Below are 17359 nucleotides of genomic sequence, written 5' to 3'. Positions count from 1 at the left end.
CGCCCGCGCCCGCGGCGCCGCGGCGGAGTGACCGCCCCGGCGGGCGCGGGACGCGCCGTCAGGTCACCGACGAGTAGGCGACGACGCCGCGGCGCATCGCGTCCATCGCGCGGCGGGCCGTCTTGCGGACGTGCCCGTTGGCGGGGGACGCGTCGGCGACCTGCCCGAGCAGGTCGAGGAGCTGCTTGACGGCGCGGACGAAGTCGCCGGCGGTCATGTCGCTCGCGAGCAGCACCTCGTCGAGGTCGTCGCCCTTGGCCCACCGGTACGCCGTCCACGCGAACCCGAGATCGGGTTCGCGCAGGAACGACACGCGGTTGTCGCGCTCGACGGCGTCCAGTTCGCCCCACAGCCGCACCATCGCGTCGAGGGCGTCCTCGGCGCGGCCGGACGGGGCGCGGTGCGGGCCGGTGTCGTCGTCGCGCCGCGACTCGTACACCAGCGCCGACACGCACGCGGCCAGTTCGGCGTGGTCGAGGCCGTCCCACAGTCCGGCGCGGAGGCTCTCGGCCGTCAGCAGGTCGAGCTCGTTGTAGATCCGCCCGAGGCGGCGGCCTTCGCCGGTGACCTCGCCGTTGTGCAGGTAGCCGAGCTGTTCCAGGACGGCGCAGACCCGGTCGAAGGTGCGGGCGATGACCTGGGAGCGGCCCTCGACGCGGCGCCGCAGCTGCGCGGTCTCGCGGTCGAGACGGTGGTACCGCTCGGCCCAGCGGGCGTGCTGCTCGCGTTCGTCGCAGCCGTGCACGGGGTGGCGGCGCAGTTCGGCGCGCAGCGCGGCGATCTCGGCGTCGTCGGCGGCGGCGGAGTCGCCGCGGGACCGCCTGCGCTCCCGCGCGTCGTCGGGGACCTTGTTGCGGAGGGTGGCGGCGAGGTCGCGGCGGTCCTGCGGGTTGCGGGGGCTGAACGACTTGGGGATGCGGACCCGCTCGACGGGTTCGACGGCGCGGGGGAAGTCCTGGATCGACAGCCGCTGAACGGACCGGTTCACGGTGAGCACGAGCGGCGCGGGCCCGTCGGAGCGGCGGCCGAGGCCGGGGTCGAGGACGACGGCGAGGCCGGAGCGGCGCCCGGACGGCACGAGGATCACGTCGCCGGGGCGGAGCCGCTCGAGGGACTTGGCGGCTTCGGCGCGGCGGGACGCCGACCGTTCCCGCGACAACTGCGCCTCCCGGTCCGACAGCCGCCTGCGCAGCGCCGCGTACTCCATGAAGTCGCCGAGGTGGCACCGCGCGGCCTCCGCGTACCCGGCGAGGGCCTCCTCGTTCTTGTGGACCTGCCGGGCGAGGCCGACGACGGCGCGGTCGGCCTGGAACTGCGCGAACGACTCTTCGAGGAGGGTGCGGGCCCGTTCGATCCCGACGGCGCCGACGAGGTTGACGGCCATGTTGTAGGACGGGCGGAAGCTGGAGTTCAGCGGGTAGGTGCGGGCGCCGGCGAGGCCCGCGACGGACGCCGGGTCGACGTTGGGCGCCCACACCACGACGGCGTGGCCCTCGACGTCGATGCCGCGCCGCCCGGCGCGTCCGGTGAGCTGGGTGAACTCGCCGGGGGTGAGGTCGACGTGCGCCTCCCCGTTCCACTTGTCGAGCTTCTCGATCACGACGGTGCGGGCGGGCATGTTGATGCCGAGCGCGAGCGTCTCGGTGGCGAACACCGCCTTGATCATCCCGCGGGTGAACAGCTCCTCGACGATCTCCTTGAACGTGGGGAGCATCCCGGCGTGGTGGGCGGCGACGCCCCGCTCCAGCGCGGCGAGGAAGTCGTCGTAGCCGAGGACCCGCAGGTCGGCCGGGGGGATGTCGGCGGTGCGCAGCTCGGCGTGCGCGCGGATCTCCTCCGACTCCTCCCTGGAGGTGAGCCGGATCCCGGCGGCGAGGCACTGCTGGACGGCGGCGTCGCACCCGGCGCGGGAGAAGATGAACGTGATCGCGGGGAGGAGCCCGGCGCGGTCGAGCCGCTCGATGACGTCCGGGCGGGCCGGGGGCCGGTACCGCTGCGGGCGGGGCGCGCGGCGCCGCCCGGTGCGGCGGCCCTGGTTGACCTTGGCGCGGCGCACCTCCTCCACGGCCATGCGGGTCAGCCTGGGGTTGAGGCGGGCCTGCCGGTTCTCGCCCTTGCCGGTGTCGACGAACAGGTCGTGCAGGTAGGTGCCGACGAGCATGTGCTGGAAGAGCGGGACGGGCCGGTGCTCGTCGACGACGACGGCGGTCTCGCCGCGCACGGCCTGCAGCCATTCGCCGAACTCCTCGGCGTTGCTGACGGTCGCCGACAGCGCCACGATCCGCACCGAGTCGGGAACGTGGATGATCACCTCTTCCCAGACGGCGCCGCGGAACCGGTCGGCGAGGTAGTGCACCTCGTCCATCACGACGAACGCCAGCCCGGCGAGGGTCGGGGACTGCGCGTACAGCATGTTGCGCAGCACCTCGGTGGTCATCACGACGATGGGCGCCTCGCCGTTGACGCTGTTGTCGCCGGTGAGCAGCCCGACCTTCTCGGGCCCGTAGCGGCGGACGAGGTCGGCGTACTTCTGGTTCGAGAGCGCCTTGATCGGCGTGGTGTAGAAGCATTTGCCGCCGCCGGTCAGCGCGAGGTGGACGGCGAACTCCCCGACGACGGTCTTGCCGGAGCCGGTGGGCGCCGCGACGAGGACGCCGCTGCCGTCCTCCAGCGCCTGGCACGCCCGCAGCTGGAAGGCGTCCAGCTCGAAGTCGTACAGGGTGCGGAAGTCCAGCAGGGCGGGGCCGTACCCGGCGGTGCGCCTGCGGTAGGCGGCGTACCGGGAGGCCGGGGAGTCCCCGGGCCGCTCCTCGGCCTTCCGCCCGGTCGACGTGGTGTCGGGGGAGGTCATGTCTTCGAGCCTACGGTTTCGACCGGCCCGATTCCCAATCCATAACGAACCGGATTCCGGCGGGCGCGCGGGTGGGACGGGCGCGCGCCGGGCCGGGCCGGGGTCAGCGGCCGCGGCCGCGGCCGCCGCCCTTCTCCAGTTCGGCGTCGATCGCCTCGAGGTCCAGCGGGGCCGCCTCGTCGTCGGACAGTTCCGCGTACGGGTCGGGGCGCGCGGCGAGCCGCCGGTCGTGCAGGTACGCGATCACCTCGGCGATCTCGAACAGCACGATCGTGGGGAGGGCCAGGGCGAGCATGGTGAACGGGTCCTGGCTGGGGGTGGCGATCGCGGCGAACACGAACACCCCGAACCACAGCATCCGGCGGGACTTGCGGATCCGCTCGTGGGTCAGCACGCCCGCCAGGTTCAGGATCACCACGAACAGCGGCAGCTCGAACGTCAGCCCGAAGATGAACAGCATCGCCTGGGCGTAGCTCAGGTAATCCTGGATGCCGATGAGGACGATGGTGTCGCCCGGCGCGAGCCCGATGAGGATCTGCAGGCCCTTGTCCATCGTCAGGTAGGCCAGGGCGCCGCCGGCGAGGAACAGCGGCACGGCCACCGCCATGAACGTGTACGTCCAGCGCCGTTCCCGCCGGTACAGGCCGGGCGCGACGAACGCCCACAGCTGGTACAGCCACACCGGCGACGACAGCACCGTGCCGATCATCAGCGCGACCTTCAGGTGCACGAAGAACCCCTCGAAGGGGCCGTGCACGACCAGGTCGCACTTGCCGTCGAGGCAGTGCTCGGTCGGGATCCGCGTGTAGGGCTGCTTCAGCCAGTCCCAGATGGGGTCGAAGAAGATCCAGCCGATGATCGCACCGGCCACCAGGCCCAGGATCGCCTTGACCAGCCGGTTGCGCAGCTCACGGAGATGCTCCATGAGCGGCATGCGGCCGTCGGGTGCGGCGGTGCGCCTGCTCAGCTTCATCGTCGGCTTTCGGGCTCGTGTTCGGTCCGGGGGTGGGCGCGGCGGCGGCCCTCGGCGTGAGGGCGGCGGCCGCCGCGGGCGGGGCGGCGCGGTGCGGTGCGGTGATGTCCGCCGCGGTGATGCTCGCTGCGTGATGTCCGCTGCGTGGTGCTCGCCGCGATACCGCGCGCCGCCGCCGGATCAGTGCTTGCGGACCTGGCCCGGGTCCGACACCGGGACGCCCCGCAGCGGCTCACCGGACGCGAGCGCCTGCGGGCTCCGCGCGCTCTGCTGCGCGCCGGGCGCCTCCGCGGGGGCGTCCTGCTGCTGCGACGCCTGCGCCTGGCGGGTGTCGCGGCCGTCGTCATCGTCGTCGTCGTGCAGGCCCTTGGTCTCGGCCTTCAGGATCCGGGCGGACTTGCCCAGCGACCGGGCGAGCTGCGGCAGCTTCGCCGACCCGAACAGCAGCAGTACCACCGCCAGGATGATCAGAATTTCGGTCGTGCCAAGTCCAGCCATGACAAATCCTCTTCAGCAGGGGTCCTCACGACGATCGTACGCCGTCTTCGCGCGCTTGTGGCGCCCGAGATCCCTCGAGTCGGGAGAGTTCATCCCGCAGCGCCGACTGTTTCGGCGCCAGCCGTGATCTGGTGCGCTCGAGTTCACGTCCGAACCGCCGCACGCCCAGGTACACCTTGAACGCGCAGTAGGCGAGCACGGCCAGGCCGACGAAGCCCGCCGTCACCGAAACCGCTACCCACGCCACGCCCGCCACCGTAGCCGATCCCCGCGGGACCTTCAGCACGGGGCGGCCCCGGAACGGCGGTCTCCGCACGGTGCCGCGCCGCCGTCCGCGCCGCCGCCCGCGGCCCGGGCGGCGGCGCGGGCGTCGCGGCGGGCGGGTCAGCCCAGGCCGTACTGCGCGAGGGCCCGGGCGGCGTCGTCGCCGACGCCGTCGGCGGCGGACGCGGGCGCCACGACGCGGCCCTGGTCGCCGAGCCGCAGCGCGAGGCCCCGCACCCAGCGGGTGTCGGGCGTCGGCAGCACCACCCGCAGCCGCCCCTCCCCCAGTTCCTCGACGCTCTCGCACGGGTAGTAGTCGGCGACCCAGCGGCCGCGGGGCGTCAGCTCCAGCGTCACCCGCACGTCCTGCGGGGACGGCCGGAACAGCCCGGCGTCGACGTCGATCGGCTCGGCGTGGTCGGGGACCTCGGCGGGCTCGTCCAGCACCGTCAGGGCGGTGATGCGGTCGAGCTTGAACAGCCGCACCGCCTCCGCGCGGCGGCACCACCCCTCGAGGTAGGTGTTGCCCTCCACCACCAGCAGCCGCATCGGGTCGACGTCCCGCTCGGTGTTCTCGTCACGCGCCGGCACGTAGTACGCCAGGTGCACGCGGCTGCGCGACGCGACGGCGTCCCGCAGCGTCCCGAGCACCGTGCGGGCGCCGGGCCCGCCTCCCGCGGCGACGTCGCGGGCGTCGACCTGGACGGCGACCTGCGCGCTCGGCACCGCCGCCGCGCCCGCCGCGGTCTCCAGCTTCGCGATGACGCGGCTGAGCGCGTCCCGGTCGTGCAGGTCGGGGATCTCGGCGAGCATCCGCAGCGCCACCAGCAGCGCGCTGGCCTCGTCGACCTTCAGCCGCAGCGGCCGCGCGATCGACTCGGCCTCCGCCACGGTGATCTCGCCGCCCTCGTAGGACAGGTCGATCGGGCAGTACGGGTCGGGCGCGCGCAGCTCCACGCACCACAGCAGGTTCAGGTCGTCGATCAGCTGCTTCTCGGTGACCCCGAACGCCGCCGCGGCCTCCTCGAGCGCGACGGTGTCGCGGTTGACGACGTACGGGACGAGCGCGAGCAGCCGCGCGAGCCGCCCCGTCGACGCCGCCGCCTGCTGCCGGGCGGCGGGCCCGGTGCTCCTGCCGGTCCTGCCGGTCTTGGCCGTCATCGCGCGCGCACCGTCCCCTCCTCGGTCTCCCCGCCGCCGGCCCGGTCCGGTTCCCCGGCGGCCAGCACCGACTTCAGCTGCTGGATCACCGCGTCCCGCAGGTCCGGCGGGTCCAGCACGACCAGGTCGTCGGCGAACCGCGCCAGGTACGGCGCGAACCGCTCCACGTCCCGGAACGTCAGGACCGCCTCGTCCCACGCGCCGTCGCCGGAGGGCCGCACGTCGCGCGCCCACCGGCGGGGACCCTGCGCGGCGCCCGCCCGCAGCCGCACCGTCGCCGGGCGCGGCTCGGTGACCGCCTCGCCGCGGTCGAAAGCGATCCGCCGCACGTCGACGCCGTCCGGGACCGTCACCGACCCGGCCGGGCCGTCGGCGGCGACCTCCCCGTCGATGCGGCTCAGCCGGAACACCCGCTCCTCGTCGCGGTCCCGGTCGAACCCGACCACGTACCAGCGTCCCCGCCTGCTGACGACGCCCCACGGCTCCAGGTGGCGGCGGGTCACCGACGTCCGCCCGATCGCCCGGTAGTCGAACGCGACCGGCCGCCGGTCCCGGACCGCCTCCCAGAGGGCCTGGAACGCCGGCTCGCCGGTGTCCACGCGCGGCTCGATCCCGACGGCGGCCGACGCGTCGGTCTCCACGCCCGCCGCCCGCAGCTTCAGCAGCGCCCCCGACGCCGCCTCCGCCAGGCTCGCCCGCTGCCACACCCGGGCCGCCAGGCCCAGCACCGCCGCCTCGTCGGGCGTCAGGTGCACGTCGGGCAGCTCGTAGTCCTGCGGCGGGATCCGGTACCCGATCTCCTCGCCCCCGCCGCCCTGCAGGTCACTGCCGACCTCCAGCGGAACGCCCAACTCGCGCAACTCTTCCTTGTCGCGCTCGAACATCCGCTTGAACGCCTCGTCGGAGTCCGGATACCCCGGCACCGCCCGGCGGATCTGCTCCGCGGTCAGATAACGCCGGGTGGCGAGCAGGCAGACCACCAGATTCAGCAGGCGCTCGGTCTTGCGCCGCGACACTTCGCCACCACCTCTTCGCTCCGTGAAGCCCCCGGGAACCCCGTGCACGGGCCCGAACGCCCCCACGCCCGTCACCTGAGGACGCTACCGTTTCCCAGTGTGATCCGATGGCGTAAAGGCACAGTTGAGGGCATCCGACGCGAATGGCCGGGGGCGGTCGAACTCGACGTCGAGATCGGGGGCGACGGCGCGCACCGCGCCCTGGCGTATCCCGCGCTGGTGGGGCGTCCCGAACCCGGCGACACCGTCCTGCTCAACACTACGGCCTTGGCGATGGGCCTCGGCACCGGCGGCTACGCGATGGTCGTCGCGATCCCCGACCGGCTCCCCCCCGACCCGTCCGGGCCCGGCCACCTCGTGAAGGCCCGCTACACCCCCCTGCAGGCCACGGTCCTCGGCGCCGACGAGCAGGACTCCCCCCACCACGACGTCCTGCGCGACGCCGACTCCCTCGGCGGCGCGCCCGTCGTCGTCGCCGACCTGCACTCCGCGCTGCCGCCGATCCTCGCCGGGCTCCTCGCCGCCCGGCCCGGCACCCGCGTCGTGTACGTGATGCCCGACGGGGGCGCGCTGCCGTCCTGGTTCTCCATGTCGATCGCCCGGCTCAAGGACGCGGGCGCCCTCGCGGCGACCGTCACCGCCGGGCAGGCGTTCGGCGGCGACCTCGAGGCGGTCACCGTCCACACGGCGCTGCTCGCGGCGCGGCTGGTCCTGGACGCCGAGGTCGTCGTCCTCGCGCAGGGACCGGGGAACCTCGGCACCGGCACCCGCTGGGGGTTCTCGGGCGTGTCCGCGGGCGAGGCCGTCAACGCCGCGTCCGTCCTCGGGGGGCGGCCCGTCGCGTCGCTGCGGGTCAGCGAGGGCGACAGGCGGGAACGCCACATCGGCGTCTCCCACCACTCCCTCACCGCCTACGGGCGCGTCGCCCTCGCCCGCGCCGACGTGCCCGTCCCCGAGCTGGGCGGCGAGTTCGGCGCCCGCGTCGCGGCGCAGGCCGCCCCGCTCGGGGACCGGCACGCGCTCGTTCCCGTCGCCGTCGACGGCCTCCGCGACGTCCTCGCCGGCGCGGAACAGGACTGGGGCGTCCGGCTGTCCACCATGGGCCGCCGCCTCGACGAGGACCTCGCCTACTTCCTCACCGCGGCCGCCGCCGGCCGCCACACCGCCGCGCTGCTCTGACCGGGCCGGGCGCGCCGGACGTTCCGCCGCGTTCCCCGGGGGCCGGGCTCACACCGGCGCGAGCCCGGCCTCCTCGGCGGTGAACGACGACGCGAACGTGAACGCCCGCGGCGACGGGCCCTCCGCGCGCAGCAGCGCCAGCCGCTCCATCGCCTCGTCCACCGTCGGGACGTGCCCGGCCGGGATCCACCACAGCACGAGGTGCGCTTCGGCGTGCCGCCGGAACCATTCGCGGCGGCGCCGCATCGTCTCCAGGTGCGGGGACTTGTACACGAAGTCCCACAGCGACTCCGCCGACTCCCACACCGAGAAGTTGACGATCACGTCGTCGCCGGCCGGGCGCATCCCGGTGGCGTCCGGCCGACCGTCCTCCACCAGCCGCCACACGAACCCGGGCGCGGCGTCGGCGAGGGCGTTCACGGGGTCCAGCAGCTCCACGAACGGCGCCATCCGCGGATCGTCCAGGGGGAAGTGCAGGGTCGCCACGTTGAACTGGGCGAGGTGGTGGGCCGGGCTCCCGGCCCGGGCGGGGGCGTGCGCGGTGCGGTGATCGTCCGTCATGGGATCACCTCACCACGCCCCCGCTTCTATGTCAACGTTCATTGTTTTTAGAAGGGGCGGGCGGCGACTCCTCCACGACCGCGCAGCACCACCCCGGACGCGCGTCCATCCGCACCCGCATCCCCCGGACCCCCTCCGTCATCCCCTCGAGCAGCGCCACATTCATCCCGCAGACCAGCGGCGGGAACGCCTCGGCCACCGCACCGAACGGGCAGTTGCGCATCCGGACGACCGCCCCGCCGCCCTCGGCGCACCCCTCGGGCCCGTCCCGCCCGTCCCGCCCGTCCCGGCCGTCCTGCCCCGCACCCCCGGCCTCCTCGCGCACCGGCTCATAACCGCGCCGCGCGAGAACCCGCACCACCTCCGCCAGATCACCGCACGCACCGTCCGCCGCGGCCAGCGAACGCCCCCGCCGACGCGCCGCGGCCTGCAACTCCCCGTCCAGACCCGCCGCCTCCGCGGCCTCCGCCAGCAGCGACGCCGCCGTCCCGTAATCCCGCGCCGGAACCGACACCCCGCGCTCCGCCGCCGACCGCCGGTACACCTTCGCCGGACGGCCCGCCCCCGGCCCCGAACGGCCCGTCAACCGCCGGCTGCCCGCCTCCAGCAGACCCGCGTCCACCAGCTTGTCCAGATGGAACGCCGCCAGCGTCCGCCCCAGCCCCAGCGCCTCCGCCGCCTCGTTGCGGCCCACCTCCCGGCCCCGCGCGGCCACGAACTCGTACAGCCGCCGCCGCACCGGATCCTGCAGCAGCGCGATCGCCTCGATGTCCTCCACACCGCCAGTCTAGGAACAGCGGACATGGTTTTTAGAGAACAGGCGGCACCACCGGCCGGCGCCCGCCACCCCGGCGAAACCCCGATGTGAACCCCGGTGCGAACCTCAATGGACCCCGAGCAGCTCCACCACGAACACCAGCGTGTCGTCACCCCGGATCCCGTACTGCGGCAACCCCTTCGCCCCGTAACCCAGCGACGGCGGCACCACCAGCAGCATCCGGCTGCCGACCCGGCGCCCCACCAGCGCCTCGTCCCACCCCTTCAGCACCTCACCGGTACCGATCGTCACCGCCGCCGGATGCCCCTCACCCCACGACGAATTGAACACCTGCCCGTTACGCCAGAAATACCCCGCGTACTGCAGCGCGACGAGCTGCCCGCCCTTCACCTCGGGCCCCTCGCCCTGCACGAGCGTCACCGCCTGCAGCTTCCCCGGCGCCGCACCCCGCGGCATCGTCACCACCGGCACCTGCCCGGGCACCGCCTCCCCGACCTTCGGCAACCGCGGATCCCCCTGCTCCCGCGGCTCCCCCTCCACCGCGGCCGACTTCCCGTACACGCCCCGCACGTCCAGCACGTACACCAGCGTGTCGCCCGGCCCCACCCGATGCCGGGAATCGCCCTTCTCCCCGAAACCCTTCTCCGGCGGAATCCGCGCCACCACACGCGCCCCCGGACTCGCCCCCACCAGCGCCTCCGCGAGCCCCGGAACCACCGTCCCCGTCGGGAACACCCCCGGCTCGCCCTCCGCGTAACTGCTCGCCACGAGCTTGCGCTCATCGTCGTTCCACCGGTAACCGACATAATCGGCCACCACCAGATCACCCTTGCGGGCCTCGGCCCCGTCCCCGTCCTCCAGGGTCTCCACCGCCAGCGAATCCCCCGGACCGCCGTCCGGGAACTCCACCTCCGGAACCTTCCCGAACTCCCCGCTGACCGACACGTCCACCCCGCCGCCGAACAACGAGCACGACGACGCGAAGACAAGCGGAACGGACACCACGACGGCGGCGGACACGACCGAAAGACGACGACGGCGCATACGGGTCCTTCACGGGGGTGACGAGCGCTGCTGGCCGCTCACCCTACCGCCAAAGTGACCCGCCAGTAGGCCCGGGCGCGCCCGACATCCCGGACGCACCCGACCACACCGCCGCAAGCACACCCGGCCACCCGGAACCCCGCACCGCAGGCCCCGCCGACCACCCCGCGGCACCCGCTACATGCCCGCGATCAGCTTGTCGACCCGCTCGTCCACCGACCGGAACGGATCCTTGCACAGCACCGTCCGCTGCGCCTGATCGTTCAACTTCAGATGCACCCAGTCCACCGTGAAATCACGCCGCTTCTCCTGCGCCTTACGGATGAACTCACCCCGCAACCGCGCCCGCGTCGTCTGCGGCGGAACCGACTTCGCCTCGAAAATGTCCAGATCCCGCGTGACCCGCTCCGCGCCACCACGCCGCTCCAGCAGGTAATACAGACCCCGATCACGATGCACATCGTGATACGTCAGATCCAGCTGCGCCACCCGCGGCGACGACAACGGCAGATCGTACTTCCGCCGATACCGCTCGATCAGCTGGTACTTCATCACCCAGTCGATCTCCCGCGACACCAGGTCCAGATCCCCGGTCTCCACCGCCCGCAGCGTCCGCTCCCACAGATCCAGCACCCGCTTCGCCGTCGCGTCACCGCCCCGCGCGTCCACGAAATCCCGCGCCTTGACGAAGTACTCCTTCTGGATCTCCAGCGAACTCGCCTCCCGGCCGTTCGCCAGCCGCACCTTCCGCCGGCCCGTCATGTCATGACTGACCTCCCGGATCGCCCGGATCGGGTTCTCCAGCGTCAGATCACGCATCACCACCCCGGCCTCGATCATCCGCAGCACCAGGTCGGTCGCACCGACCTTCAGCAGCATCGTCGCCTCGCTCATGTTCGAGTCACCGACGATCACATGCAGCCGCCGGAACCGCTCCGCATCCGCGTGCGGCTCGTCCCGCGTATTGATGATCGGACGAGACCGCGTCGTCGCCGACGACACGCCCTCCCAGATGTGCTCCGCACGCTGCGACACGCAATACACCGCACCCCGCGGCGTCTGCAGCACCTTCCCCGCACCACACACGATCTGCCGCGTCACCAGATACGGAATCAGCACATCCGCCAGCCGGCCGAACTCCCCATGCCGCCCCACCAGATAGTTCTCATGGCAGCCGTACGAGTTCCCCGCCGAATCCGTGTTGTTCTTGAACAGGTAGATGTCGCCGGCGATGCCCTCCTCCCGCAACCGCCGCTCCGCGTCCACCTGCAGACCCTCCAGGATCCGCTCCCCCGCCTTGTCGTGCGTCACGAGATCGACGACACTGTCGCACTCCGGCGTCGCGTACTCCGGATGACTCCCCACATCCAGGTACAACCGCGCCCCGTTCCGCAGGAACACGTTGCTGCTGCGCCCCCACGAGACCACCCGCCGGAACAGATAACGCGCCACCTCGTCCGGAGACAGCCGCCGCTGCCCACGGAACGTGCAAGTGACGCCGTACTCGTTCTCTAGCCCGAAGATGCGCCTGTCCACACCACGACCCTATGCGCCCCGAACCGAACTTCGTAGTCTCCGGATGGACAAGGTTCCCGGCACCCCGCCCCGCACACCCCTCCCGCACATCCCAGGCACACCGAAGGCCCGCCACGGCGACACGGCACCACACCGCACCACCCCGACGGGCCCACGACCACTCACGGCACCCGGCCACACCGAACCCCGCGCGCCCCCCCGCACCCGGACCCCGAACCGGCCCCGAACCGCGCGAACGCCCCCGGCACGGGACCGGCCGCACGCGCGAACACCCACGGCGCCCAGACCACCACGGCCACCGGACCGAGGATCAGTCCTCGCCGGACGAACCCTCCGACGACGACCCGGCCTCGTCCTCACCACCCGACGACCCGGACGAACCCTCCGCCAGCAGCCCCTCGATCCGCCGCGCCGCCAAACGCTTGAACAGGCGATGCTCCCGATTCCGATCCAGCACCGCCACCTCCAGCGACGACGCCTCCAGATGACGATCCGAATCCTGCGCCTCCAGCGCACGCACCGCCGTCCGCAACGCCTCCTCCAACGAAGCCCCCTCACGGAACTCGTCCTTCAGCGCCTGCGCCACCGCGTCCGCCTGACCGCCCATCGCCACGTAACCGTGCTCGTCGGCCACCGACCCATCGAACGTCAACCGGTAGATCTGGTCCGTCTCCGCGTCCTCACCGACCTCCGCGACGACCAGCTCCACCTCGTACGGCTTGTTCGTCTCCGTGAAGATCGTCCCCAGCGACTGCGCGTACACGTTCGCCAGCCCCCGCGCCGTCACGTCCCGGCGGTCGTACTGGTACCCGTTGATGTCCGCGTACCGCACCCCGCCCAGCCGCAGGTTCTCGAACTCGTTGTACTTCCCCACCGCCGCGAACGCGATCCGGTCATAGATCTCACTGATCTTGTGCAGCGCCCGCGACGGATTGTCCGCCACGAACAGGATGCCGTCGTCGTACTGCAGCACGACCACGCTGCGGCCACGCGAAATACCCTTCCGCGCATAGTCCGCCTTGTCCTTCATCTGCTGTTCAGGCGACACATAGAACGGCATCGACACCGGTCTGGATCCCTTCTATCGCAGCGGGGCGGTCGGCCCGCCCGGCGAGTCGTAACGTCCCTCGACCACGGACCGCGCGAGCGCCCCCACCTCGTCCTCACCGAGCCGGCGGTACCCGTCCGACGTCACCGACGCCACCACCGGGAAGATCCGCCGCGGCAGGTCCGGACCGCCCGTCGCCGAATCGTCGTCCGCCGCGTCGTACAACGCCTGCACGCACACCAGCGCCGCGTCCTCCGCCGACAGATCCCGCCGGAACAGCTTCTTCAGCGCACCCCGCGCGAACACCGAACCCGACCCGATCGAGTGGAAGTCCCGCTCCTCGTACCGGCCGCCCGCCGGATCGTAGGAGAAGATCCGCCCCGCGTCCCGCTCCTCGTCGTACCCGGCGAACAACGGCACCACCGCCAGCCCCTGCATCGCCATCCCCAGGTTCTGGCGCACCATCGTCGCCAGCCGGTTCGCCTTGCCCTCGACCGACAGCGTCCGGCCCTCGCGCTTCTCGTAATGCTCGAGCTCGACCTGGAACAACCGCATCATCTCGATGCCGATCCCGGCCGTCCCCGCGATCGCGATCGCCGAGAACTCGTCCGCCCGGAACACCTTCTCGATGTCGCGCTGCGCGATCACGTTCCCCGCGGTCGCCCGCCGGTCCCCCGCCATCACCACCCCGCCGGGGAAGGTCACCGCCACGATCGTCGTCCCGTGCGGAATCTCGTCCCCGACCGGCGACGCCGGCGGCGTCCGCCCGCCGGGCAGCAGATCCGGAGAGTACGCCCCCAGGAACTCCGTGAACGAAGACGTGTCCGGGCTCGCGAACAAGCTCGACAGACGCCCGGTGTGCGAATCGTGGGACGCCACGCGACTCCCTTCCCTCCACCATGGCACCGGCACCACACAGATCACCGGCACGGACGAGTACGACCCTACTGTTCAACGCCCGCCCCTGCATGCCGCGCCCTCCCCCGCCACGTCAGCCCACGGCGAACCGGCCGACCCGGCGGGGGCGGAGAGACCTTCAGGAGCGAGCCGCGCCGCCGGGAACCGGCGCCCGTCCGGACGCCCTGCTCCGCGCGACGATCTCCCGGACCAGGACCTCGAGCGGCGTGAGCCCCTCCCCCGCCCGGCTCCAGAGGGACGGGTCGCCGCGCCGATGCTCACCGTCCGCGTCCCGATACGGCTTCCAACCATCCAGCGGGACGGACGCCGGATCCACATCCGGGTGCGTGAACGACAGACGCGTCGTCCCGTCCGGCGTGGTCACCATCTTGACGAGCTCCCCCATCACGTAGTCCGCGGCACGGCGGAGGGTCGTCGGGTCATCGCCGAACTGCCCCATTCCGGTGTTGCAGCCGGTGCAGGCGATCCCCCGCACCGCGCCGGTCCTGTGGTCGTGGTCGATGTGCTCACCGGGCCGATCACTACAGACCCCGCACAGACCGACCTGTCGCCTTAGGAGCCAATCGGCGTCCTCGTCGGTGATGCCGTATTTCTGGCGGAGATGGTAGTGCCGAGGCCTGCTCGTCGACGCTCTCCGCTCCCGCCAACGTGGATCGGTACGCACACGATCAGGCCCGCCGAAAACCGGGCCGCCGACCTCGTTCTCGAGCATCCGAGCCTGAGAGCCGCGCAGCTCGAGGTAGTCCGCGGCGAGAAGCATGCGCTCCGGTTCGTCCTCGAACTGGCCGAGCGCCCCGTTGCACTTGAAGCACAGAATGCGCCGGACGGCACCGCTGAAGTGGTCATGGTCGACGTGCTTCGCAGCGGCACGCAGGCAGATGACGCAGATCCCGCCCTGCTGGGCGATCATCTGCCGCACCTCCTCCTCGGTCACGCCGTACCGAAGCTTGAGAAGATAGTTGCGGCTGCTGCCGTGCCTGCGCTCTCTGTGCTCCCGTGTGATCGTGTTCCAGCAGGGCTTGCAGTAGGAGGAGTTTCCGGACCTTTTGCTTCGATTGCTACCGAATTCCTCTATCGCCTTTACCGTCTCGCATCGCGGACAGTACTTCATCCCCTCAGGATCGTCTCGACGCCTTCGGAAGTCTTTCGTCTTCTTCCCTAGAGCCGCCTGCTTCTTGCGATACGAGGCGGAGTTCCGCTGAGCGAAGCAGTCTCTGCAGTAGAGCGCCAGACCGTCCGGAGAAGCCTTACGCTTCCAGAATTCGGTCGCCGCTTTGACTTTTCCACAGTCCTTGCACTTCTTTGCAGCAATCATGGGTGGGACCTTATCAGCCCCACCCATGATTCGACAACACTTTCGAGTTCGGCGAGCGAACTCAAAAGCCTTTATTATTTGATGGTGTCGGACATGTCCGATTCATCCATCACTGTCCGCCTTTTTGCACAAATCCACGGACGAATTCCTCTGCATTTTCCTCGAGGACTTCGTCGATTTCGTCGAGGATGTTGTCGACGTCGTCGGTCAGTTCCTCGTGGCGTTCCTGGACGTCTTCGCTGGTCGTGGCCTCGGTCTCCTCGACCTCGTCCGTGCGCCGCGTGGTCTGCTTCTGACCGCCGGTGTCCTTTGTGGCCATCACGTACCTCCGCTCCTGCCGTTGCCTTCGACCTTATCCCCGATCTTCGGCGACGAGTGGATCTTGAGGTCCGTTTCGTCCGCCGTGGCGGGGGGCTTCGGGCATGCTCGGGTTATCGCCCGTCCGTAGAGCAATGAAACGGGCATACCGGCCTCGATCCGGAGACGTCGGCCGTTTGCCCAGGTCATCGCCATAGTAAGGGGCGCCGGGAACGCGTACGCCCGGCCCGGTGGCTTGCGCCGCCGGGTCGGGCGTACGTACTGGTCGTGGCCGTCCTGCGGCCCTCAGGTCAGTCCTGGCCGGTCAGGGTCGAGACCAGGGCCTCCGCGGTGCGGCAGCGGTCCAGGAGGGCGCCCACGTGCTCCTTGGTGCCGCGCAGCGGCTCCAGGGTGGGGACGCGCTGGAGGGACTCGCGGCCGGGGACGTCGAAGATGACGGAGTCCCAGGACGCGGCTGCGACGTTGTCGGCGTACTGGCGGAGGCAGCGGCCGCGGAAGTAGGCGCGGGTGTCCTCGGGCGGGTCGTCGATGGCGGCCTCGACCTGGTCCTCGGTGATGAGGCGTTCGATGCGGCCGCGGTCGACGAGCCGGTTGTAGAGGCCCTTGTCGGGGCGGACGTCGGCGTACTGCAGGTCGACGAGGTGCAGGCGGGAGTGGGACCAGTCGATGTCGTCGCGGCTGCGGTAGCCCTCGAGGAGGGCGAGCTTGGCGACCCAGTCGAGCTCGCGGGAGAGCTGCATGGGGTCGTCGCCGAGGCGGTGCAGGACCGACTCCCAGCGGTCGAGGACGTCCTTGGTCATGTCGTCGACGTCGGCGCCGAAGCGGTCCTCGACGTACTTGCGGGACTGCTCGAGGTACTCCATCTGGAGCTGGACGGCGGTCATCTTGCGGCCGTCGCGGAGGGTGAGCAGGTGTTTGCAGGAGGGGTCGTGGGAAACGGCGCGGAGGGAGGCGACGGGCATGTCGACCGAGAGGTCGGTGGTGAGGAAGCCGTCCTCGATCATGGCGAGGACGAGGGAGGTGGTGCCGAGCTTGAGGTAGGTGGACAGCTCGGCGAGGTTGGCGTCGCCGATGATGACGTGGAGGCGCCGGTATTTCTCGGGGTCGGCGTGGGGTTCGTCGCGGGTGTTGATGATGGGGCGTTTGAGGGTGGTCTCGAGGCCGACTTCGACTTCGAAGAAGTCTGCGCGCTGGCTGATCTGGAAGCCGTCGCCGCGGCCGTCGACGCCGATGCCGACGCGGCCGGCGCCGCAGACGACCTGGCGGGAGACGAAGAAGGGGGTGAGGTGGCGGACGATGTCGGCGAAGGGGGTCTCGCGGCGCATGAGGTAGTTCTCATGGCAGCCGTAGGAGGCGCCCTTGTTGTCGGTGTTGTTCTTGTAGAGCTGGATGGGGTTGGTGCCGGGGACCATGGCGGCGCGGTGGGCGGCGTCGGCCATGACGCGTTCTCCGGCTTTGTCCCAGATGACGGCGTCGAGGGGGTTGGTGCACTCGGGTGCGGAGTATTCGGGGTGTGCGTGGTCGACGTAGAGCCGGGCGCCGTTGGTGAGGATGATGTTGGCGAGGCCGAGGTCTTCGTCGGTGAGCTGGGTGGGGTCGGCGACCTCGCGGGCGAGGTCGAACCCGCGGGCGTCGCGGAGGGGGTTCTCTTCTTCGAAGTCCCAGCGGGCCCGGCGGGCGCGCGCCGCCGATGCCGCGAGGTAGGCGTTGACGACCTGGGAGGAGGTCACCATCGCGTTGGCCCCTGGCTGGCCCGGTACGGAGATGCCGTACTCGGTCTCGATGCCCATCACCCGCCGAACAGTCATATCGTCGAGCCTATCGGGGCGGTGGGGGTGGAGCCACGGGGGCGGTGTGTCGTGGCGGTTTCGTCGTGGTTCGGGTGTGGTCGCATGGTGG

Annotated in this window: 16 protein-coding genes; 1 reads left to right on the top strand and 15 read right to left on the bottom strand. The window is 71.4% G+C overall.

The features are described 5' to 3' along the window. Positions 1-58: 58 nt before the first annotated feature. From ACFQ11_RS25530 to ACFQ11_RS25505, 6 genes are all read right to left on the bottom strand, one after another. Positions 59-2851 carry a DEAD/DEAH box helicase gene (locus ACFQ11_RS25530; protein ID WP_378302923.1) on the bottom strand — a complete coding sequence of 931 codons (2793 nt, stop codon included), beginning with the start codon at positions 2849-2851 and terminating at the stop codon, positions 59-61. A gap of 103 nt (positions 2852-2954) precedes the next feature. Beyond that, entirely contained in the window at positions 2955-3824 is an 870-nt protein-coding gene (gene tatC / locus ACFQ11_RS25525) for a twin-arginine translocase subunit TatC (protein ID WP_378302921.1), read from the bottom strand. Between the two features lie 180 nt (positions 3825-4004). After that, positions 4005-4322, bottom strand: coding sequence for a Sec-independent protein translocase subunit TatA (tatA, locus tag ACFQ11_RS25520; RefSeq protein WP_378302919.1), 318 nt, complete (start codon positions 4320-4322; stop codon positions 4005-4007). Positions 4323-4347: 25 nt separating this feature from the next. Continuing rightward, positions 4348-4569, bottom strand: a complete 222-nt coding sequence (locus ACFQ11_RS25515) for a hypothetical protein (RefSeq protein WP_378302917.1) — start codon at positions 4567-4569, stop codon at positions 4348-4350. A 137-nt stretch (positions 4570-4706) separates the two neighbouring features. Further along, positions 4707-5747: a helix-turn-helix transcriptional regulator gene (locus ACFQ11_RS25510; protein ID WP_378302915.1), complete on the bottom strand. Its 1041-nt coding sequence runs from the start codon at positions 5745-5747 to the stop codon at positions 4707-4709. Then, positions 5744-6763, bottom strand: a complete 1020-nt coding sequence (locus ACFQ11_RS25505; RefSeq protein ID WP_378302913.1) for a helix-turn-helix transcriptional regulator — start codon at positions 6761-6763, stop codon at positions 5744-5746. The genes ACFQ11_RS25510 and ACFQ11_RS25505 overlap by 4 nt, the downstream gene beginning before the upstream one ends. Positions 6764-6862: 99 nt before the next feature. On the opposite strand from ACFQ11_RS25505, the gene ACFQ11_RS25500 reads away from it, so the two are divergent. After that, positions 6863-7942 carry a DUF3866 family protein gene (locus ACFQ11_RS25500; RefSeq protein WP_378302911.1) on the top strand — a complete coding sequence of 360 codons (1080 nt, stop codon included), beginning with the start codon at positions 6863-6865 and terminating at the stop codon, positions 7940-7942. A gap of 48 nt (positions 7943-7990) precedes the next feature. Here the strand turns inward: ACFQ11_RS25500 and ACFQ11_RS25495 are convergent, their stop codons facing one another. From ACFQ11_RS25495 to dop, 9 genes are all read right to left on the bottom strand, one after another. Then, a complete protein-coding gene (locus ACFQ11_RS25495) occupies positions 7991-8503 on the bottom strand; it encodes a DUF3291 domain-containing protein (protein WP_378302909.1) in 513 nt (170 codons plus the stop codon). Positions 8504-8534: 31 nt separating this feature from the next. Then, complete coding sequence (locus ACFQ11_RS25490; protein WP_378302907.1) at positions 8535-9281, bottom strand: helix-turn-helix transcriptional regulator; 747 nt, start codon at positions 9279-9281, stop codon at positions 8535-8537. Positions 9282-9386: 105 nt separating this feature from the next. Then, positions 9387-10301, bottom strand: coding sequence for an FKBP-type peptidyl-prolyl cis-trans isomerase (locus ACFQ11_RS25485; protein ID WP_378302905.1), 915 nt, complete (start codon positions 10299-10301; stop codon positions 9387-9389). Positions 10302-10502: 201 nt separating this feature from the next. Continuing rightward, positions 10503-11861, bottom strand: coding sequence for a Pup--protein ligase (gene pafA / locus ACFQ11_RS25480; protein ID WP_378302903.1), 1359 nt, complete (start codon positions 11859-11861; stop codon positions 10503-10505). A 310-nt stretch (positions 11862-12171) separates the two neighbouring features. Next, positions 12172-12921 carry a proteasome subunit alpha gene (gene prcA, locus ACFQ11_RS25475; RefSeq protein WP_378302929.1) on the bottom strand — a complete coding sequence of 250 codons (750 nt, stop codon included), beginning with the start codon at positions 12919-12921 and terminating at the stop codon, positions 12172-12174. A gap of 21 nt (positions 12922-12942) precedes the next feature. After that, a complete protein-coding gene (gene prcB / locus ACFQ11_RS25470) occupies positions 12943-13788 on the bottom strand; it encodes a proteasome subunit beta (RefSeq protein WP_378302901.1) in 846 nt (281 codons plus the stop codon). 157 nt (positions 13789-13945) lie between these two features. After that, positions 13946-15142 carry an endonuclease VII domain-containing protein gene (locus ACFQ11_RS25465; protein ID WP_378302899.1) on the bottom strand — a complete coding sequence of 399 codons (1197 nt, stop codon included), beginning with the start codon at positions 15140-15142 and terminating at the stop codon, positions 13946-13948. Between the two features lie 109 nt (positions 15143-15251). Continuing rightward, entirely contained in the window at positions 15252-15461 is a 210-nt protein-coding gene (locus ACFQ11_RS25460; RefSeq protein ID WP_026401672.1) for a ubiquitin-like protein Pup, read from the bottom strand. A gap of 289 nt (positions 15462-15750) precedes the next feature. Next, a complete protein-coding gene (dop, locus tag ACFQ11_RS25455; protein ID WP_378302896.1) occupies positions 15751-17268 on the bottom strand; it encodes a depupylase/deamidase Dop in 1518 nt (505 codons plus the stop codon). Positions 17269-17359: the final 91 nt, after the last annotated feature.

This window comes from Actinomadura sediminis (genome assembly GCF_042675525.1).
Taxonomy (GTDB): Bacteria; Actinomycetota; Actinomycetes; order Streptosporangiales; family Streptosporangiaceae; genus Spirillospora; species Spirillospora sediminis.
Note: the sequence above shows the minus strand (reverse complement) of the source record. Positions and strands in the feature narration are given on the sequence as shown.